The organism is Streptomyces sp. NBC_01750, from assembly GCF_035918095.1.
In the GTDB taxonomy this organism is placed as follows: Bacteria; Actinomycetota; Actinomycetes; order Streptomycetales; family Streptomycetaceae; genus Streptomyces.
In genome coordinates, this window is the sequence record NZ_CP109137.1 from 410,838 (window position 1) to 430,446 (window position 19,609).

Sequence of the window (19,609 nt, forward strand, 5' to 3'; positions counted from 1 at the left end):
AGAGCTTGTTGGAAGAGCGCCTGAGCACAAGGCAACTTGCTCCACGGCCGCCCACGCAGGGCACGGGCGTCAGCCCTCAGGGACTGGTGTGAACAGGCTCTCCCCCTGGGGGCCGGCCGAGGTGTTGGGGCCAGGCGGCTCGATGGCCGGCGCGGTTCAGACCTTGTCTGCTGCGACCAGCAGATACTGGAAGCTGCCGTCCTTGTAGGCGTCCAGGAAGGCCTTCTCGATGCCAGTGGCCAGGGGTGACTTGGCGCGCAGTTCCCAGTAGGGGATGGTGGCCGCGGTCAGGTCAATGACGCTGACGGGGACGAGGCGGTTGGCGGCCATTTCCTTGAAGTAGCTGCTGCGGGGATGAATGCTGCAGATGTAGTGGGCGTTGATCTCGCTGACAGCCCGGGACGGCAGTCCGTAGGCGTCGTTGTAGCAGCCGGTGATAGTGACATAGCGACCGCCGTGCTTGAGCAGCCTGGCGTATTCGGGGAACAAGAGGGCCAGGTCCACGTACATGGTGCTCTCGTTGTTCCAGATAGCCTGGAAACTGTCGCTCTCGAAGCCGGTGTGGAGCATGTTCTTGAGGTGGAAGCGGACCTTGTCCTCCACCCCGCGTTCCTCGGCCTGGCCGTTGGCAAAGGCGACCTGGGTTTCGGAGATGGAGACGCCGTCGACTCGGCAGCCGAAGCGGCTGTGGGCGACGAAGCTGCTGCCGCCCCTGCCCGAACCGGAGTCCATGAGGCGGTCCGCAGGGGTGATGTCGCCGAGGTGGGTCATCAGCAGGTCGGCCTGGGCGCATTCCAGGCGATGGAGCTCCGCCGTGAGGCGTTCCTGGCGGGTTTCTTCGGGGCCCTCGAGGACGGACCAGTCCACGTCGCCGACGCCGTAGTGGTGGTGGTAGATGCCGTCGACCTCGCCCAGGCGCAGGTTGACGGGGTTCCTCTCCTGGTTCCAGTAGGTGGCGACGGACTTCTGGTAGAGGCTGCGCAGGGGATGGGTGGTGGTGTTCTGGACGGTCATGGGTTCTCCTTTTTGCCGGGTTCTTTACGGGTTCAGTTCGTGTTCTGGTAGCGGGCGCTGGTGGCGTGCCACTGTTTGCTGCCGCCCATCCACGCCCACAGACCCGCCAGATAGCGGCGCAGCTGGGGGGAGCCGGCCGCTGCCAGGACGGCGCAGTCGGCCTCGACGGTGTGCATGAGTTCGTCGTGGATGGCTGCCGTGCGGTCGACGGCTTCTTGGAGGGAGCAGTTGTCCTCGGCGGCGATGAGGTTGGGCAGGTTGGTGTCTGCGGGGTCTTCCTTGGCCATCGAGTAGAGGTCGTTGAGCAGGACGTTGGCCATGCCTGCGTAGAGGTAGGTGCGGCGCACGGTGGGATCGGCGAACTCGTGGGCGGGCAGCTCGTAGCCGCCGACCGGGTCGATCAGCACCATGCAGGGGTAGAAGGCGTTCTCGTAACGGTGCAGGAGGTACTCCCACACCGCGGGCCTGCGCCCGCTGCTGCGCCATTCGGCTTCTTGCCCGTATCCGACGAACATGACGTCGAGTTCGTGGCGCAGACGTGCCACTTGGGTGGTGCTGGCGATCTGGGACAGGTGGGCGAGGCTGGATCGGAATGCGCGCAGGACGGGCTGCCGGTGAACGAGTTCTTCGAACTGCGCGAGGTAGCGGGCGGGGAGGCGGACCGGGTCGATCACCGCGTGGGCCATCGCGAGGCGGGAGCCCAGGAGTTCCGGTTCCGTGTCGTCGCCCTCGTCGACCCAGTGGTCGTCCACGGACCATTCCGCGAGCCCGCAGCGTGCCGCGGCCAGCAGGCGGTCGGGGTCGTCGCAGTCGGGATGCGCGAGCATGAACAGGCGCCCGAACTGGTGCGAGCGCAGGCGTTCGAGGCGGCCCGTGAAGATGCCGATCTCCGCGGCCCAGTCGACCAGGCGGTTGTTGACCTCCTCCCCGAGGGCGGGGTCGTCACGCACCGCGTCGGGGCAGTACAGGGGCGGGATCCGCACCGCCGTGTCCTGGCCGGCCGAGGGGTCTTGCATGGCGGACGGTGGGACCTCGTCCTGGCGGGCGGGCTGCGCCGCTTGTGACGTCGTGAACTGGGTGAGGGGGCGGAAGGCGCGGGCGGCGGCCGTGCCCAGCCCGGCGGGGCTGGCCAGCAGACGCTCAAGCGCGACGTGCGAGGGCGGTGTCGGTGTCGGTGTCGGTGTCGGTGTCGGTGTCGGTGTCGGTGTCGGTGTCGGTGGAGCCTGCTCGGTCGCATGGAGTGTCGGGGCCGTGGGGAGGACTGGTGGGTGGGCTGCCGGCGGCCCGTTCCACGTCCACGGGGGGACGTCGGCGCCACTGGTTCGGGTCATGCGAGGAGTGCCTTTCGGACGAGGCGGGTGGACGCGCCTGCTGGTCGCCGGGCGTGCGAGGCATGCGGGGCATCCCTGCGTGGGCCGTCATACGTGGGCGAGGGCCCGAGCGGCCGCGGACGCTGCGCGCGGCCGGCCGTGCCGGGGCAGCGGGCGGTTGGGGTGCCTGTGGCTCCGGTCAGCGCCAGCGGCCGACTTCGACGTTCTCCAGGATGCCGAGAGCGTCGGGAACCAGGATCGCGGCCGAGTAGTAGGCGGTCACGAGGTAGGAGATGATCGCCTGCTCGTCGATGCCCATGAACCGCACCGACAGGCTCGGCTCGATCTCGTCAGGGATCCCCGACTGCCGCAGCCCGATCACGCCCTGGTCGTCTTCACCCGTGCGCATGCACAGGATCGAGGTCGTACGGGCTTCGCTGACGGGGATCTTCCCGCACGGATAGATCGGCACACCGCGCCAGGAAGGGATGCGGTGGCCACCGCTGTCCACCCGCTCCAGGGACAGGCCGCGCTTGTTGCACTCGCGGCCGAACGCGGCGATGGCACGGGGGTGGGCGAGGAAGAACTTGTTGCCGCGCCGCCGCGAGAGCAGCTCGTCCATGTCGTCGGGACTGGGCACCCCTTCATGGGGCTGGAGGCGCTGCGCGTAGTCGCAGTTGCTGAGCAGCCCGAACTCCGGGTTGTTGACGAGCTCGTGTTCCTGGCGCTCGCGCAGCGCCTCGAGGGTGAGGCGGAGCTGCTGCTCTGTCTGGTTCATCGGATCGTTGTAGAGGTCGGCGACGCGGCTGTGGATTTTCAGGACCGTCTGCCCGATGGAGAGCTCGTACTCGCGCGGCTTGGGCTCGTAGTCGACGAAGGTGTGGGGAATGAGTGGCTCGCCCATGTGTCCGGCCGCGAGGTCGATCGCCGCCTCGCCGTACCTGTTGGTGCGCTGCTGCGGGAGCTCCGCGACCGTGTCCAGGTGGCTGCCCAGCGACTGGGCGCGTGCGGCGAGGTTGTCGACGTCCCTCCTGGACAGCACCAGCACCGTGCAGGCGGTGGTGGCGCGGAACGTGCACTCCCAGACCGGCTCCGTTTCGGTCAGACACTGGTCGCCGAAGTAGGCGCCGTCGGCCAGGAATCCCAGAACGGCGTCTCCGCCGTACGGTCCGCTGCCAACTTTGTCGACGCGGCCGTGCGCCAGCAGGAAGACGCGGTCGTTCGCGTCGCCGGCACGGGCCAGCACCGTGCCCGGCGCGAAGTCGACCTGTTCGCAACGACCGGCCAGCTCGCCCAGCACCGCCTCGTCGCCGTACCCCCTGAGCGCCGGCAGCTCCCCCAGCTCGGCCGGGATGACCGAGACCCGCCCGGCGGTCTGCACGAACGTCACCCGCCCGTCGCCCACGGCATGGCTCAGCCGCCGGTTCACCCGGTAGGTTCCGCCCTGGACATCCACCCACGGCAGCATCCGCAGCAGCCACCGCGAGGAGGTCTCCTGCATCTGCGGAACGGACTTCGCGGTCGTCGCCAGGTTCCGCGCCGCGGACGTCGCCAGACTCTGCTGCACGGACGCTTGTGCTTGCACGGCTTCCCGGTCGGCTTCGACGGTCATATGTGATCCTCAGCTCTCCTGTAGGTGCCGACTTACCCTCCTTCTTAATCACTTCGCCTGTCATCACACGAAAGAAGGCGAATGCCCCTTTCCTGTCCGGGGTAGCCGGGCAACCGTGTCGTTTCTTCGCACGAATGTCCACGTGCGGTCGATCGTGGTCGGCGTCGTAGGTGAACTCGGGCGCGGGTGGAGCAGCTGATGGCGAGGGGCTGCAGCCGAAGCTGGAGCGCGGATCGCGGATCGCGGATCGCGGGTGAGCCTTGGGCGACTGGCTAGGCTGCTGGTCATGAATCCGGCCATGACCGGCGGTGTGACCACTGAGCCCGCCATCCTTGACGCCATGGAGCTGACTTCCGATCCGGAGCTGGAGGCCGGGTTGGCGGAGTCGGCCCACCGGATCCTGGCGGACCTGGTCAGTGGAGGTGCCGCACTGGGTTGGGTCGAACCACCCTCGCGGGACGAGGTGGGGGAACTTCTCGGCCACGTCGTCTCTGCGGTGCGGGCCGGGGAGGCGGCCCTGCGTGCCGCTTACCTCGGACGTCGGCTTGTCGGGTTGGGGTACTGGCTCCGCTATGCCCGACCGACCCATCGGCCACATGCCGATCTGGAGAAGATCGCGGTAGATGCTGCTGCCCATGGTCGTGGCGTAGGTCGAGCGCTGACCGCTGCCTTGATCGCTGACGCCCGGGCGGCGGGTATCGAGGTCCTCACCCTGGACGCCCGTGGCGACAACACCAATGCCCTGCACCTCTACCGGTCGCTGGGCTTCACCCAATACGGCCGTCTCCCCGACTTCGTCGCCGTCGGTGAACGCCGCTACGACAAGGTCTTCTACATGCTGGACTTCCGCCAACAAGGCTGACCACTGCCGATATTCACGAGCCGCGGCGGTGCCGTACAGGCCGTGGGATGCGTGAAGCTGATCGCCACGAGATGCCGGCCAGGCTCCGGACGCGGTGCTCGTCCAGGGCTCCCTCCACCCACGACCAGACTTCGCCCATTCCTCGGCCTGTATGAGGCCCAGGTAGCGATATCCGCGCCACGCCATCATGCGCGCATTGTCCGTGTACCGTCGCGCAGAACTGGGTGGCCGACACGGCTTCCGAGCTGCGGAGATCGCCGTGAGTGACCGTTCGAAATGCGCGGGGGCGGGGGCGCTGGTTCGCTGGTGTGAGCCGCTCTCCCCGTCTCACCAAGGAGTGATCATGAGCGTTGCACGCGAGTCCGGCGGACGTGCCGAGCAGATGCGTCAGAAGGCCCAGGAGATGGAGCAGGCCGCGGAGCGCACCACTGACCCGGAAGAGCGCCAGCGGCTGAAGGACAAGGCCCGTCGGCTCAAGGAACAGAGCGAGCAGCAAAGCGGCATGGGCAGCGGGAACATCGACCCCATGATGTAACCGCGTCTGTGTACACCGGCCGGTGGCTGCCCCCGCGATCCTCCAGGCGCGCGAGAGGCGATTGGTTCTGTTGGCGAGAACGCTCGCGTACAGAACCAGGCCGCCGGCCGATCTTGTGCGTCTGGAGCACATTCTGGTCAGATCAGTCTGCGGAGAGGGCATGAAGCAGCTCGCCAACCTGTGAGTTGGGATGCGCAGGCGGCATCGGATGGCGCCACCGTGCTCACCAGTCCGTGGCCATCGATGACCCGGCGGCCGCCGGAACTTGCGTCCCCACGTGGTGCGCGGAATTTCCCCTCCGCCATCGTCGGCGCCGAGGGTTCACCGCCTCCCCTGGGCACATTCGCCCTCACTTCGTGGGCGGGGATCACCAGCCGTCAGCCCTCACGACACCACGCTTTGACGGTCAGTAGCCGCGAACGGCGCGTTCCACGATCGAATTGAAACCCATGAGCGCGGCCGGCCCAACTGGTTGACGTAGCCCATCAGGATCTCGCCGGCCTTGATGGGCGCCGAAGCCAGGCAGGTAGCCGTAGTGGTCGGGCCCCGGGAAGAGGTTGGCCATGTCTACGCCGCTGCCTTCGATGTCGGGTTCTCCGATGCCGTCGACGAACCCCCGGTGGGTGCGCCTGGTGGGCAGTTGCGGTGTGTCGACCCGGTAGATCACCGACACTCCCGGCAGATCGTGGTGGGTGGGCCCGGTGGGCGATGTCCAACACGGACCGTAGCGTGGCATCGTCCGGTGCGAACAAGGCCGGCGCCACATGGACGTCCATGCTGCCCAGGGGAGGTTCCCAGCGCTCGGGGCTGCTCTCGCCGACGTCACCGAGCGTCTCGGCGCGGGCGGCCAGCCGAATGAAAATGCCCTGAGGTCCAAGGGGGCCGTAGAGCCGGTATTTCGGGTTACCGCACATGTGCCACCCCGGATCCTTGCGACGGTGCGCTTCGCCGCTCGGTTGGCGGTCTCGTGTCGCGGGGGGAACGGTCTTCGGTTGAAGTAGTGGCTGCGGCCGTGGGTGTGTGTTTGTCGGCCGCGGGCAGGCGCTGAGTGAGGCCACACAGCTCAGTCGACTGAGCTGTCCGACGGTAAGGAGAGGTGTCATGCCGGCAGGTTCCAGCCCCAAGCGGGAGCGTCAGTACGAGCACATCAAGGAGAGCGCCGAGAAGCGCGGCGCCTCCACGGGGCGCGCGAAGGAGATTGCTTCGCGCACGGTCAACAAGGAGCGGGCCAGGGCCGGTGAGTCGAAGACGGCCAGCAAGACCTCCACGCAGGACAAGAAGTCCGCATCCCAGCGCGGCGGCGAGCGGTCCCACAGCGGGGCGCAAGGACCGACAAAGGACCAGTTGTACGAGGAGGCGAAGAAGCGCAACATCGACGGTCGCTCCTCGATGAACAAGCAGCAGCTGCGCAAAGCTCTGGGCCGCTGACCTTGTGCGCCACCGGCTGGGGACCGCGGCAGCCGGCATCGATCAGCTCGCTACGGCGCGCTGTTGAGTCCTCAGGCCGGCGTACCCCCTGCTTGCCTCTGACGTCCTCGCACCCCGGGGGCGGCCCGGCCTTTGAAGCGTGAAGCGCGGCGGTCGGTCCGTGGACAGGTGTAGGGCGGCAGCTCCGCCGAGCATTGTGGCCGTGGATCACCGGCAGGCGGCGGACCTTGCGCTGGGCCATGCTTCGCAGGATCTCTTGTGCGTCGTCGTCGGTGCCGATCGTGACTGCCTCGCCCCGCGCCAGCTCGCCGGCCTTGACTCCCGAAGGGTCCTTGCCGGCGCACAGCACCTCATCTTCGGTGAGGTCGCTCTCCTTCGTTGCGTCATTTGTAGATCGTCTTGTCGAAGCCACGCCGCCCCGCCCCGGCCGCGAAACCCGGCCGGTGAAGTCCGATGACCGGCAGATGATGGGAAGAAGTGCAGGTGAGCCGCCCGTGGTCACCGACGGGGTGTGCCTACAACGAGCACATCTGGCCCACAAGGCGTATACGTGAAGCCGCTGGAAGTACAAACATGGTGTGGTAAGGCAAACCGTGCGGTGGCTGCGTTCCTTCCGGGTCGTGAGCGCGGCCCGGCAGCAGGAGATGCACCGTGAAAGTCCTGCAACCCACGCTGGCGAAGGTGCCATGGATGATCGTGGCGCTGGCCCTCATGGCTGGCGTCCTACTGGACCTCTTCGCGCCCCAGCCGTACACAGGACTCCCGCTGCTGGCCGCCGCACCGCTCGTCGCGGGCGCCACGCTCTCCTTCCGTTCCGCGCTCGCCGTCGTGTGTGTCACGTGCGTGATTTCGGTGGCGGTGGATATCGAACGCGGACGTCCGGCGACGCCATTGTTTGTCGATCTGGCCGTGGTCGGCTTGATCGGCGTACTGGCTCTCGCGGTCAACCGGCTCATTGTGCGGCAAGGGCGCGATCTGGCGCTGGCCAGGGATGTCGCGGAGGCAGTCCAGCGGGCGGTGCTCCCGGACCCGCCGAAGGAGGTCGGGCCGCTGGCCGTGGCTGCGGGGTATACGGCCGCGCAGGCCGAGGCGCGGATCGGCGGTGATCTCTTCGCGGTGCAGGAGACGCCGTTCGGGGTGCGGATGATCATCGGGGATGTGCGGGGCAAAGGTATTGCGGCTGTCGCCTCCGTCTCGGTCGCGATCGGAGCGTTCCGTCAGGAGGCCGAGTACGCTCCCACCTTGGTCACGCTGGTACAGCGGATGGACGAGGCGCTGGCCAGGGCAGCAGCCGGGAGCGGCCCGGTGATCTCCACGGAGGACTTCACCACCGCTGTGCTGGCCGAGGTCTCCGCCGACGGCGAGGTGCTGAGCCTGGTGAACCGCGGGCATCCGCCGCCGTACCTGGTTCACGACGGACAGTTCGTACGGCTCGACCCGCCCATCCCACAGCTGCCTCTTGGGATGGGGTTGTGCGATATCACCTCTGTCGGCTCCGTGCCTGTCGATGTGGTGCGGCTGCCCCCGGGGGCTTCGCTGCTGCTGGTGACTGACGGTGTCACCGAGGCGCGGGACAAGCGGGGGACTTTCTATGATCCGGTCTCCTCAGGGCGCATGCGCAGACGGTTCAGGGATCCCGATGCACTGGTGGATGCCCTCACCAAAGACGTAGACCGCTGGACCGAAGGCGAACACGAGGACGACATGGCCATCCTGGTGGTCACCCGGCGCGGCCATCCCCGCGCCGCCTGATCAGGAAGCGAGCTCCCACGGCGCCGCCTCGCCCACGGCTCCGCTACGGAAGCGGGTGGGGCGGTCAGCGGCTGGTCCGGTGGACGGTGCGAGGAGTGGTGTCGACGTGGGTCGCGGCGGGCGGGGGGACCCGCTCGACATGGCTGCGATGGCCAGGCCCACTCCAGTACGGACGGGTGGACGAGAGCCGGCGGTCCCCACGGAGCTCAGAGTCCTCGACAACTCGTTCGAAAGGGAGTTTCCCGAGCCCTTCCGCCGCGCCACGGCGCGGACGACAGCCAGGCAGCGGCGGCGGGCAGCGTCCGAAGGACGCACCGGCCCGATGGGACACGCACGCTCGGGCAGCCGTTCGCGCGCCGGGGTCAGCGGTCGGCGATGTCCTCGCGGAGGCCGTCGGAGAACTCCCACCACGACAGCGGAAGCCAGTCGCCGTTGACAAAGGCATCGACAGTCGCGCCGCGACCACGGACAGCCACCGTCGTTCCGGCGGGGTACGTGGTGCCGGACAGGCCGGGCACGGGGACGAGCAGGGTCCCGAGTCGTTGTGCTGCCACTTCTCGCCCTCCCTTTCCTCTTCGCGGTGCGACACCAGGGCGGATATTCCTCCCGAGATTACCGGGCCGTCTGTCGACGCAGGGCGGATAATCATGAGAGATGGGTCACCCGCGAAAATAGAGCGGGCGGGGGGAGAAATCATAAGTGCATTGCCGAGCGGAGGTAGCGGCCATGAAAGCCGTCGTATACAAGGGACCGTTCACCGTTGCAATCGAAGATGTTGAAAAGCCTAAGATCCAGCACCCGAACGACGTGATCGTACGGATCACCTCCACCGCAATCTGCGGATCCGACCTGCATATGTACGAGGGCCGTACCGCGGCCGAGCCCGGCATAGTCTTCGGCCACGAGAACATGGGAATCATCGAGGACATCGGCCAAGGCGTCACCGCGCTCAAGGCGGGCGACCGTGTGGTCATGCCCTTCAATGTCGCCTGCGGGTTCTGCACCAATTGCGTCGAGGGATTCACCGGATTCTGTCAGACCGTCAATCCCGGTTTCGCAGGCGGCGCTTATGGCTACGTCGCCATGGGGCCCTGGCCAGGCGGCCAGGCGGAATACCTGCGCGTTCCCTACGCCGACTTCAACTGCCTGAAGCTGCCGCCGGGAAGCGAGCACGAGACCGACTTCATGCTGCTTGCCGACATTTTCCCCACCGGCTACCACGGCTGTGAACTCGCTCAAGTCCGCCCGGGTGAGAGCGTCGCCGTGTACGGCGGCGGGCCGGTCGGGCTCATGGCCGCCTACTCGGCCATGCTGCGCGGCGCGAAGAAGGTGTTCGTCGTGGACCGGGTTCCCGAGCGGCTGGAGAAGGCCCGGGAGATCGGCGCGGTTCCGATCAACTTCGCCGAGGGCGATCCCGTGGAGCAGATCAAGGAGCAGACCGAGGGCGTCGGAACGGACAAGGGCGTGGACGCCGTCGGCTATCAGGCGATGGCGCACGGCGCCGACCGCGAGGAACCGGCGACCGTCCTGAACTCCCTCGTCGGCACGGTCCGGGCCACCGGAGCGCTCGGCGTGCCCGGCCTCTATGTCCCGGCCGACCCCGGAGGCCCTGACGAGCAGGCGAAGCACGGCATGCTCCTCGTCTCGATCGGCAAGCTCTTCGAAAAGGGCCTGCGGATGGGTACGGGGCAGTGCAACGTGAAGCGGTACAACCGGTACCTGCGCGACATGATCATCGAGGGCCGGGCGAAGCCGAGCTTCGTTGTGTCGCATGAACTGCCTCTGGGCCAGGCGCCGTCGGCGTACGAGAAGTTCGACAAGCGGATCGAGGGATACACGAAGGTAGTGCTGCACCCGTAGCGGAAGGTCCGACGGCTGCGCCGTACCAGCGGCCCGGCGTCGTGAATCAGCTCCTCTTGCTGCTCGGAGTGAGGCCAGTTATCGCTGCCCCAGCCGTCGGCCGTGCAAAGCGCGGCGGTGTATCCGGCGCGGCCGGAGCCTACGGGATGGCCTCGAGCACGTCGTCCGCGGCCGTCACGGTGGTCATGCCTCCTTCTTGGCGTCGGTCAGGAGCCTGGATGCGGCAGTGGCCCCGCCGGAGGCGGGGCCACTGCGTGAGAGGTAAGGGTGCGATGACGGCGGTGGTACGCCCAGGCATGGCTGGGCCGATGGGACGGAGTCGTGTCAGCTGTCGCTGAGCTGGGCTTCCTCGTCCTGAAGGTGCGGGGGTCTTTGCGGGTGAGGCGCTTGGTCATCACGGTGATGACTTCGTCGACGGCAGTTGTCGACGGCCGCTGTCGTCCGGATCAGGCCGGAGTGGCCCGGCGCGGGCTCCCCGGGGTGAAGGTGACGGGCAGGCGCTCAGGACCGCGCAGACCGCCGGGCCGCCAGCACAGCTCGCCGGGCGCCACGGCCAGGGCGAGGCCGGGAAGGCGGCGCAGGGCGGTGCCGATGGCGACCTGACCCTCCAACCGGGCGAGCGGCGCCCCGAGGCAGTAGTGGATGCCATGCCCGAATGCGAGGTGGGCGTTGTCCCGCCGGGTGATGTCGAGGCGATCGGGATCGGGGAACTTCGCCGGATCGCGGTCGGCGATGGCGGAGGCGATCAGCACGGTCGCGCCGCGTGGAATGGTTACGCCCGCGATGGAGACGTCCTCGCGCGCGAACCGGGCGATGCCGGGGTTGACCGGTCCGTCGTAGCGGAGGAACTCCTCGATCGCGTCCGGCAGCAGCGCCGGATCGTCCCGCAGCATCTGCAGCTGTTCGGGGTGCGCGAGCAGCGCGGCGATGCCGCCGCCGATCAGGTTGACGGTGGTGACGTATCCGGCTGCCAGCAGCAGGAAGGACATGGCGATCAGCTCGTACTCGTCCAGCCGCTGCTCCTCGTCCCGGGCGGTGATCAGCGCGCTGAGCAGGTCGTCGCCTGGCCGGGCTCGTTTGGCATCGAGCAGCTCGGTCAGGTACGAGCGCATGTGCTGCCACGCCGCGTCCACCACGGCCGGGTCCGGCAGCTCCGCTCGGCGCAGGATCATGTCGTCGGTCCAACGCTGGAAGTCGTGACGGTCCGTCACGGGTACTCCGAGCAGTTCGCTGATGACGGTGACCGGAAGAGGCAGCGCGAAGTCCTCGACGAGGTCGGCGCGGCCGGCCGGCACGACGGCGTCGAGCAGTCGGTCGGTGATCGCCTGGACGCGGGGCCGCAGCTCGGCCACCCTCCGTGCGGTGAATGCCTTCGAGACCAGGCGGCGCAGGCGGGTGTGGTCGGGCGGGTCGGAGCGGAGCATGTTGCGCAGCATGGACTCGCGCTGCGTCGCGGGCAGCTGCCGCATGAGCCGGGGATCGGAAGCGTCGCGGATGTCGCTGCTCAGCCTCGTGTCGGACAGAGCTGCGAGGCCGTCCTCGTACCGCGTGACCAGCCAGGCTTCCAGGCCCCCGGCGATGACGGCGCGCCGCACGGGGCCATCCTCGCGCAGCTGCCGGTAGAGCGGGAAGGGGTCCGCCACGAAGCCCGGGTCTGCGTAGGGCAGAAGGACCGGCTGCTGGCTCATCATGCCTCCCGTAGTACGTCTTATGCCCCGGAAGTACGTTGCGATCATGCGCGGCAGACTTGCCGAGCTTGATGCTATATATCCCAGTATGTAGATCCCGGGATTTCCGGTGGGGTGTTCCCCTTCCGGCTGTGCGGGGAAGGGGCCCCGGTATGGCGGACCGGGGCCCCTGGTCCAGGTCAGGCGGTGATCAGGCGGTGGTCAGGCGGTGGTCAGGCGGTGGTCAGGCGGTGACGGAGTACCACCTCGAGCAGATGGGCCCGGACTTCACCACACAGACCCGCATATTGAAGGTGTGCCCTTCGGGAAGGTTCCCGGTGTTGCAGTGGACTGCTGGGGCGGGGTCGCCCTTGGTGTTGGCGGAGACTCCGACGGCGAGTTCGGCGCGGATGTAGTAGCCGTCGCCCGTGCCGTCCTCGGCGCAGACGGTGTCACCGGTCTGGGCGCCGGACGGGTCCTGGTGCCACTTGCCGTCGCCGGCGAACTGGCCGTTGATGTAGGCGTAGATCGTCGTGCCGTTCGCGTTGGGAGACTCGCTGAAGGTGACCGAAGGTGCGGCGCTTGCGGTCGGCCCCGAATCCAAGGACAGCGCCGGTGAGCAGGACCCCGCCTGTGGCCATGGAAGCGATCCGCTTGGTTGTCTGCATTGGATGTTCTCCCCTGTAGTTGTGCGGAGGACGGCGTGCAGCACGGCGTCCAGGGCCTGGTCATGGCCGTACGCCTCCGGAAAGGATCCCGGAAGCTCGCCGGAGAGTCGTCAGCACTCGGTCCACAAGTCCCTTAGCTGTGAGTCGACTTCCCGAGATCGATTGCCTGGCGCCGGTAGTCCTTCGGCGAAAGGCTGTACGCAGTGCGGAAGGCGCGGCTGAAGTCGGCTGCGCGGGGGAAACCCCAGCGAGTTGCGATGCCGTGGAGGGAAGAGGCAGCCGGACGGCTACGGCCAGTACTCGATCGCGGCAGGAGCCAGGATGAGGCCACCGGCCGCGCCCCGCGCCGCCTGCCCCCGAGGGTGGTGGTCGGCATCGGGACGCGGCATGTCATCACGGGTCACGCCGATTTCCATGCCAAGGGCTGTCGGGCACCCCGTCGGCCATCGAGCTGGACCGGCCGACCGACTCGTAACTCGCGCGTGGTGGATGACGGCCGCGTTTGCCTGGGAAACCTTGAAATGTCAGGCCCGCAACATACAGTCGCCCCATGAGCGTTGACGTGACCTTGCTGCCTGCCACCATCCCGCATCGGCTTCACGAGGAGGACGTGGATCGGATCCGGCGCTTCGAGGACCGTACGGATGGAGGGAAGCTTCGGTTTGAGTACTCCATTCCCGACAGCGGTTCCCTGATCGTCTGGCGCGTGACCGACCCGCATGTCAACGCCGAGGTGGAGACCGTGTTCGGGCCGGCGGCATGGGAAGAGGTGCAGGGCGACCTTCACCGGTCGCTGCACTGACAGATGCCCCCTGGCAAACGCAGCCAGAGGCACCAGCGCCTGATAGTCCTCGTATAAATTCCCTTATGCCAGGCTCGTCCCGGTGACATCATCCGCCGCATGGATGCAGCCAGGAACCAAGGAACCTCGCAGGCCCCACCGCCCGCGAGGTCCTGGGCGAACATAAGCCGGCGAGGCGGTACAGCCGGACGAAGGCCAGAGGCCCGGCGGGCCGGTCCGCGAGCGCGTACCTGGGCGGTGGGCTCGCGGTACTCCTCTGCGGGACGCTCCGCTCGGCGCTGAGCGAGGAACTGCTGGTAGTGCTGGATGACGTCCTCGTCGAAGACCGCGACGTAGCCATAGGTGGTCTGGATGTTGAGATGTCCGAGCAACGCGGCGCCGATATGGATGGGCAGGCCGCGGCGACAGAGGGCTACGACGTGCATAGCGGCATGTTCCGTGCTTTGCGGTGCAGTTGATGCAGGCTGGCTCTCCGCGTCACCAGGACCCTGTGGTAGCCATATGGCTCAGGGTGCCGCTGCTCCGTATCAGCAGCATCGGCAGCGAGACGATCAAGGGGAGCAGCTGTGAGCACGGACGAACAGGCGGACGGCGAGAACGGCGACGTTCATGCGGAGCAGTCGGCAGCGAAACGATTCGCCGACTACCCTCGCCGCGCCAAGTCCGGCTGGCGACGGTGGATACCGTCGTGGAAGCTGGTGACCGTCCTCTGCCTGGGGTTCGTCGGCGGCGTGCTGGGAGTTGCGACCGTGGCCTACGCGCTGGTGGAGGTCCCGAATCCGACCAGGATGGCCCAGGCGCAGAGCAACGTCTACTACTGGGCCGACGGCGGGCAAATGGCCAGTACCGGGGGTGAGGTCAACCGCCAGATCATTGCGGTCGACCAGATCCCCGCCGCGATGCAGAACGCTGTCATCTCGGCGCAGAACAAGTCGTTCAGGACCGATTCCGGCGTCGACGCCATGGGCGTCGGCCGGGCCCTCGTGGACATGGTCGGGGGCACCGAGTCCCAAGGCGGATCCACGATCACGCAGCAGTACGTGAGGGCGACCCGCTTTTCGGGCGAGCCGCACTCCCTGGGCGGCAAGTTCCGGGAGCTCGTGGTGTCCGCCAAGGTGGGCAGCAATATGGAAAAGTCCACAATCTTGACGGGCTATCTGAACACGGCGTACTACGGCCGTGACGCATACGGCGTCCAGACCGCGGCCCATGTGTACTACGACAAGGACGCCAGGGACCTCAATGTGGGCGAGTGCGCGTTCCTCGCCACGCTGCTGCAGGGCGCGACCCACTTCGATCCGGCAGGGGCCGTCACGACCGACCCGGCCGCAACGCCTGCCGCCAACACGGCACGTGCCAAGCAGCGTTGGGCGTGGATCCTCGACGAGATGGTCAAGGACGGGCAATTGGCCGCCCCCGAGCGCGCCAGGTTCACTCACTTCCCGATCCCCCGACCCATCACGAAGGCCGCGAAGCCGGACGGTCAGGTCGGCTACCTCGTGGACCTCGCCACCGCGTACTTCCTCAAGAACAACGGGAAGGGCATCACGTCCGACGACCTGGCACGCGGCGGCTACGAGATCCACACGACGTTCGACAGGCGGAACGTCGCGGCGCTGGAGAGCGCTGTGCAGCAGGCCCGCAAGGCGCGCATCAATCCCGCACAGCGCCCGGACACGGACACTCACGTCCAGTTCGGTGGCGCCTCGGTCAACCCGGCCACTGGGGCAATTGTCGCCGTGTACGGCGGTGAGGGCGCTGCCCAGCACATCGGCAACCATGCAGACGAGACGGGTGTCCGGGTCGGCTCGGCGTTCACACCCTTCGTATTGGCGGCTGCCCTGAGGGACGGCGTGCGCGATCCCGAGGGAAAGCCCGAACAGGGCCCGTCCGGCCGCACGATCGTCGATCCGGACAAGAGCCGGTACAGCGGCCTGAACAAGCTGAAGATCAAGAACTACGACGGTTCCCCCTGGAAGTCCGAGAAGGGTGAGGAGTGGCTCCAGGCCAATGACGGCGGTGCGTCGTACGGGGACATCACGCTGCGCGAGGCCATGGTCCGCTCCGTCAACTCGCCCTTCGTTCAGCTGGGTATGGACATCGGCATCCCCACGGTCCGGCAGGCAGCCGAAGATGCCGGGCTGCTGAAGTCCAGTCTGAACACCTCCAGCGTCCCCTCGTTCTCGATCGGTACCTCCTCGCCCAGCGTCATCCGCATGGCAACCGCCTACGCCACCTTCGGGGCCGACGGCCAACACTGGGAACCCTTCTCCGTCGAGCGAGTCAGCCACAACGGGCGCACCGTGTATCGCCACGAGGGCAAGCCCGCTCGGGCGTTCTCCAAGGCCGTCGCCGCCACCGTCACCGACGTCCTGCGTTCCGTCGTCGACGAGCCCGACGGCACCGGCAACAGCGCCCGGCTCCCCGGCCGCAATGCCGCCGGCAGGATCGGCACCACGGACGGCAACAAGTCGGCCTGGTTCGTGGGCTACACGCCCCAACTGTCCACCGCGATCGACATGTACCGCCTCGACGAGAGCCAGACAGCCAAGTCCCGCCAGTTCCTGGGGATGTACGGCACCGGTGGGCCGGACAAGGCGCGGGGTGGTTCGCTGCCGTCCGAGATCTGGCGTACCTACATGACTCACGCCCTGGGAGCGCAGGCGCGGTAGTCCCCACTTGGGACGACATTCGCCGCGTCGTCGTGGACGCCGCAAGCTGACGCAGGCGTCCGTTCCGCAACCCCGCTATTGCTGAGCCGCTGGGCGCCGGCAAACTTTCGCCGGCACCCGCAGACCGGGCGCCGTAGGCGATCCGCTCGTTCCACGCGAACGCACCGCTCGACCTGCGCCGGCGTCAACCAGGGCGCGCTTCCCAAGCCGACCAAAGCGAAGAAGAAGGCTCCGGAAAAGACGAGACCTCACTGTCAACCGCCAGACCACTGCGGGGAGTTCGGAGGGAGGAAGCCAAAGGTTAGGGTCGGATCATGAGAACACGTATATCCATGATTGCCGCCTCGGCCGCGTCCCTGGTGATGCTGACGGCCACCGGCGCGCAGGCGGTCACCGACGAGCACGACCACGCCACCGCGACCTCCGGGCCCAACTCGAATGCCTGTGTGGAGGACCCCTACGGGCACAGCAGGGCGTGCTTTGCCGCCGACGGCGACTGGTTCGCCCTGTACGACAAGAAGGCCGACGGCTATTCGGCCGTCGTCGAGTGGGTGATGGTCAAGCCCTCCAACAACGAGATCATCCGGCGCGGGGAAATCTGGAACGCCTCCGGCGCGGGCAACTGGCGCTGGAAGAACAAGAACCTGACCGAGAACTACACGCTGGCGATGCGTTCGTGTCCGGGCAATCACACGTCCGGCGGCCACGACGTCAAGTACAACCTGTGCTCGGACTATGCGAAGTACAAGATCTGACGGCACCGCACACGTGTGTGTGACACCCGTCCCTTAGCGGCGGTTTCTTGGGATCGTCGCAACACATGCGTTGGTTCGATCAGGCCGCGAGCAGCATATGCAGGCGCTCGGCCCGGGCTTCCCGGCCGAGCGTCTTGCGTGGTCGGCCGTCGAGTTCGACGGCGACGGCTTCGAGGTGCCTTGGGGGAAGTGCTGTCGGAGCAGGCCGTCGGTGCACATGCATGTGTCACTGAACCGGCCGCGGGTGGTCTTCTGGGGTACTTCCCCGGTCGGGCGCACAAAAGGCCGTCTGCTGCGGCAGCTCACGCCGGTTACGCACCGGAGAGAGCACGACGGGCAGGTTGGCGAGCGCCAGGCAACAGCCGCCCACCCACAGAGCCGTGTGCACTCCGGCGAACTCACCGATCAGGCCCGCCAGACCGGAGCCGATGGCGATCGCGCCGGTGAGCATGAACCGGAAGGTTCCGTTCATACGGCCGAGGAGCAGGTCGGGCGTCAGGCGCTGGCGAAGGCTGACGCCCAGTACGTTGCTGATACCCATCTTGAAGGTGGCCAGTAGCCATCCAGTACCGGCCAGCCAGAGCCACGGGCCGCGGTCGATGAGCGGGATGACCAGCGCGGTCGGCGCCACCCAGAGGCCGGCGAGGCCGAGGGTACGGCCGTAACCCAGGCGCCGCGCGAGGGGGCGGGCGCACCGCGCGCCGAGAAAGATGCCGACCCCGCCCATTCCCAGGTACAGGCCCAGCACACCTGCGGACAGGCCGAGTTCACGGGTGAACAGAATCGGGAGAAGGGTGTTGATGGTCTGCGCGCCGAGATTGGTGAGGGACGCGGTGAGCGCGAGGGCACGCAGTTCCCTGTTCCGGAGGACGTGACGGAGCCCCTCGACGATCTGTGCCCCCAGCCGGGCCGGTCGCTGCCCAGGGGCCGGCGAGGGCGCCGGTGCACGGCGGATGCCGATGAGTCGTAGCGCCGAGGCGAGATAGAACACCCCCGCACCCATCACAGCGACCGGTGCCGTGAGCAACTGTACGAGCCCGCCGCCCGCTCCCCTGCCCGCCACGTTGCTCGCGGCCTGGAGGGTCACCACCGCGGCATTCGCCTGCACCAGCTCCTCGCGACCGACCAGTTGCGGCAGAAAGCTCTGGGAGCCCACGTCGAAGAAGACCGTGGCACAGCTGTTCAGCAGGACGACTGTGTACAGCTGCCCGAGCGTGAGGGCGTCCAGTGACCAGGCCACCGGCAGCGACACGAACAGGCCTGCCCGCGCCAGATCCGCGGCGATCAGTATCCGACGGTGCTGCATCCGGTCCACCCAGACGCCGACGGGCAAACCGATGAGGAGAAAGGCGGCCGTGCTCAAAGTGGCCAGGAGCCCGACTTGGCCGGGGCTCGCGTCGAGGGAGGAAACAGCGATCAACGGGACGGCGACATAGCCGATGTTCGTGCCCAGCTGGCTGAGCGCGGTGGCCGTGAACAGGGTGCGAAAGTCGGGTATCCGCAAGGGGTTCTCTGTGGGCATGACCGGAACGGTGCCGGGTGCCCGGCTCCCGTACCAATGATTTAGCCTCAGCAGAATGGTGCATGAACAGCAGGCCGAAGGCGGCACGTTGGAGATCGAGTTCTCGGCCGAGGATGTGGCCCGTACGCGCTTTGCCGTCTCCCCGCTGTGGGAGGTGGTGGCCAGCGTGCGGGTGCTCAAGGGCGCCGACGAACAGGGCTTGCACCGACGGTGGGCCGAGCAGGTGCGCCCGTTGCTCGCGGCCGCGAAGCTCGACCTCGCGCCGCTGTTCAGTCTGATCACCGTGCCCACCGTGGGCATCCCCGGCTTCTTGGTGCCGCCTCCCACCACCCCGCAGCCTTCACTCGAGGTGGAGCTGGCGGCGCTGCGGTCCACGCCGCCCGGGTTGCTGCACACGAAGTCGCCGGGGGCCCAGCCGGGTGTCGCCACGCTGCGCGAGGACCCGAAGCGCGGGCTCGCCCGACTGGCGGAGGTGATCGCCGCGTACTGGGATGTGGCACTCGCGCCGTACTGGCCGCGCATCCTCACCCTGTTCGAAGGCGACATCCTGCACCGGGCCAAGCACTTCGCCGAAGGCGGTGCCCGGCGCCTTCTCGACGACCTCGACCCGCAGCTCACCTGGGACTCGGGCACTCTGCAGATGGCCCGACGTTGCACCCGCGGGGCACTGCGGCTCGACGGCCGGGGGCTGTTGCTCGTCCCCTCGGTCTTTGTCTGGCCGCGGATCTTCTCCACCTTCGGCAGCGAGGACTGGCAGCCCACCCTGCGCTACCCGCCGAGGGGAATCGGCACCCTGTGGGAGCAGCGCCCCCGGCCGCACTCCCATGCCTTGGCCGGCGTGCTCGGTCGCACCCGTGCCCTGCTGCTGGCCGAGCTTGCCGCCCCCGCCTCCACCACCGATCTGGCCCGTCGCATCGGCCTGTCGCCGGGCGGTGTCTCCCAGCATCTGACGGCGCTGCGCACGGCAGGTCTGGTGAGCGCGCACCGCACCGGGCGAGTGGTGCTCTATGCGCGGACGAGCGTGGGAGAGACGCTGGTGCGTGGCTGACGTGTGTACCTCCGCAAGCGCTGCCATCGCGGCTCCCGGTACGACACGGACAAGCCGAGCCGCTCGCGAGGTGGTGGGCGCGAGCTTCCTGTTGCCGAACTC

19 protein-coding genes and 1 pseudogene are annotated in these 19,609 nt (G+C 67.8%); 10 read left to right on the forward strand and 10 right to left on the reverse strand.

All coding sequences use genetic code 11. From position 1 onward, the window contains the following. Positions 1-156: 156 nt before the first annotated feature. The 4 genes from OG966_RS01815 to OG966_RS01830 all read right to left on the reverse strand — a co-directional run bounded on the left by OG966_RS01815 (position 157) and on the right by OG966_RS01830 (position 3,936). Positions 157-1,014 carry a geranyl diphosphate 2-C-methyltransferase gene (locus OG966_RS01815; RefSeq protein ID WP_326647529.1) on the reverse strand — a complete coding sequence of 286 codons (858 nt, stop codon included), beginning with the start codon at positions 1,012-1,014 and terminating at the stop codon, positions 157-159. Positions 1,015-1,046: 32 nt separating this feature from the next. Next, entirely contained in the window at positions 1,047-2,150 is a 1,104-nt protein-coding gene (locus OG966_RS01820; RefSeq protein ID WP_326655044.1) for a family 2 encapsulin nanocompartment cargo protein terpene cyclase, read from the reverse strand. Positions 2,151-2,154: 4 nt separating this feature from the next. Further along, complete coding sequence (locus OG966_RS01825) at positions 2,155-2,409, reverse strand: hypothetical protein (protein WP_326655556.1); 255 nt, start codon at positions 2,407-2,409, stop codon at positions 2,155-2,157. Positions 2,410-2,523: 114 nt separating this feature from the next. After that, the gene (locus tag OG966_RS01830; protein WP_326647530.1) at positions 2,524-3,936 is read right to left on the reverse strand and encodes a family 2B encapsulin nanocompartment shell protein; all 1,413 of its coding nucleotides are present in this window, start codon (positions 3,934-3,936) and stop codon (positions 2,524-2,526) included. Between the two features lie 286 nt (positions 3,937-4,222). Here OG966_RS01830 and OG966_RS01835 point away from each other — a divergent pair, with 286 nt between their 5' ends. Both OG966_RS01835 and OG966_RS01840 read left to right on the forward strand, forming a co-directional pair. Then, positions 4,223-4,798 (forward strand): GNAT family N-acetyltransferase, encoded by a 576-nt coding sequence (locus OG966_RS01835; RefSeq protein WP_406733381.1) that lies wholly within the window; start codon positions 4,223-4,225, stop codon positions 4,796-4,798. Positions 4,799-5,141: 343 nt separating this feature from the next. Continuing rightward, positions 5,142-5,333 carry a DUF6381 family protein gene (locus tag OG966_RS01840; protein ID WP_326647531.1) on the forward strand — a complete coding sequence of 64 codons (192 nt, stop codon included), beginning with the start codon at positions 5,142-5,144 and terminating at the stop codon, positions 5,331-5,333. A 406-nt stretch (positions 5,334-5,739) separates the two neighbouring features. Here OG966_RS01840 and OG966_RS01845 read toward each other — a convergent pair whose 3' ends face one another. After that, entirely contained in the window at positions 5,740-6,006 is a 267-nt protein-coding gene (locus OG966_RS01845) for a hypothetical protein (protein ID WP_326647532.1), read from the reverse strand. A 428-nt stretch (positions 6,007-6,434) separates the two neighbouring features. Between OG966_RS01845 and OG966_RS01850 the strand changes: the two genes are divergently transcribed. Together OG966_RS01850 and OG966_RS01860 are read left to right on the forward strand one after the other, a co-directional pair. Beyond that, the gene (locus OG966_RS01850; protein ID WP_326647533.1) at positions 6,435-6,761 is read left to right on the forward strand and encodes a plasmid stabilization protein; all 327 of its coding nucleotides are present in this window, start codon (positions 6,435-6,437) and stop codon (positions 6,759-6,761) included. Positions 6,762-7,412: 651 nt separating this feature from the next. Then, positions 7,413-8,513 carry a PP2C family protein-serine/threonine phosphatase gene (locus OG966_RS01860; RefSeq protein WP_442806654.1) on the forward strand — a complete coding sequence of 367 codons (1,101 nt, stop codon included), beginning with the start codon at positions 7,413-7,415 and terminating at the stop codon, positions 8,511-8,513. Between the two features lie 362 nt (positions 8,514-8,875). Here the strand turns inward: OG966_RS01860 and OG966_RS01865 are convergent, their stop codons facing one another. Then, positions 8,876-9,067, reverse strand: a complete 192-nt coding sequence (locus OG966_RS01865; RefSeq protein WP_326647534.1) for a hypothetical protein — start codon at positions 9,065-9,067, stop codon at positions 8,876-8,878. Positions 9,068-9,239: 172 nt separating this feature from the next. Between OG966_RS01865 and OG966_RS01870 the strand changes: the two genes are divergently transcribed. Beyond that, positions 9,240-10,373, forward strand: coding sequence for a glutathione-independent formaldehyde dehydrogenase (locus OG966_RS01870; protein ID WP_326647535.1), 1,134 nt, complete (start codon positions 9,240-9,242; stop codon positions 10,371-10,373). A 446-nt stretch (positions 10,374-10,819) separates the two neighbouring features. On the opposite strand, the gene OG966_RS01875 is transcribed toward OG966_RS01870, so the two are convergent. Continuing rightward, positions 10,820-12,061: a cytochrome P450 family protein gene (locus OG966_RS01875; RefSeq protein WP_326647537.1), complete on the reverse strand. Its 1,242-nt coding sequence runs from the start codon at positions 12,059-12,061 to the stop codon at positions 10,820-10,822. Between the two features lie 223 nt (positions 12,062-12,284). Further along, positions 12,285-12,644 (reverse strand): hypothetical protein, encoded by a 360-nt coding sequence (locus OG966_RS01880; protein ID WP_326647538.1) that lies wholly within the window; start codon positions 12,642-12,644, stop codon positions 12,285-12,287. 614 nt (positions 12,645-13,258) lie between these two features. Between OG966_RS01880 and OG966_RS01885 the strand changes: the two genes are divergently transcribed. From OG966_RS01885 to OG966_RS01900, 4 genes are all read left to right on the forward strand, one after another. Continuing rightward, positions 13,259-13,510 (forward strand): hypothetical protein, encoded by a 252-nt coding sequence (locus tag OG966_RS01885; RefSeq protein ID WP_326647539.1) that lies wholly within the window; start codon positions 13,259-13,261, stop codon positions 13,508-13,510. Positions 13,511-13,809: 299 nt separating this feature from the next. Continuing rightward, positions 13,810-13,968 carry a hypothetical protein gene (locus OG966_RS01890; RefSeq protein ID WP_326655558.1) on the forward strand — a complete coding sequence of 53 codons (159 nt, stop codon included), beginning with the start codon at positions 13,810-13,812 and terminating at the stop codon, positions 13,966-13,968. A gap of 108 nt (positions 13,969-14,076) precedes the next feature. Continuing rightward, positions 14,077-16,182, forward strand: a complete 2,106-nt coding sequence (locus OG966_RS01895; RefSeq protein WP_326647540.1) for a transglycosylase domain-containing protein — start codon at positions 14,077-14,079, stop codon at positions 16,180-16,182. A 314-nt stretch (positions 16,183-16,496) separates the two neighbouring features. Beyond that, complete coding sequence (locus OG966_RS01900) at positions 16,497-16,937, forward strand: hypothetical protein (protein WP_326647541.1); 441 nt, start codon at positions 16,497-16,499, stop codon at positions 16,935-16,937. A gap of 79 nt (positions 16,938-17,016) precedes the next feature. On the opposite strand, the pseudogene OG966_RS40670 reads toward OG966_RS01900, so the two are convergent. Together OG966_RS40670 and OG966_RS01905 are read right to left on the reverse strand one after the other, a co-directional pair. Next, a pseudogene (locus OG966_RS40670) lies at positions 17,017-17,150 on the reverse strand (IS30 family transposase); the annotation flags it as partial. Positions 17,151-17,163: 13 nt separating this feature from the next. Beyond that, on the reverse strand, positions 17,164-18,459 hold the full coding sequence (locus OG966_RS01905; RefSeq protein ID WP_326647542.1) for an MFS transporter: 1,296 nt from the start codon (positions 18,457-18,459) through the stop codon (positions 17,164-17,166). 55 nt (positions 18,460-18,514) lie between these two features. Here OG966_RS01905 and OG966_RS01910 point away from each other — a divergent pair, with 55 nt between their 5' ends. Continuing rightward, positions 18,515-19,507 carry an ArsR/SmtB family transcription factor gene (locus tag OG966_RS01910; protein WP_326647543.1) on the forward strand — a complete coding sequence of 331 codons (993 nt, stop codon included), beginning with the start codon at positions 18,515-18,517 and terminating at the stop codon, positions 19,505-19,507. The last annotated feature ends 102 nt before the right edge of the window (positions 19,508-19,609 follow it).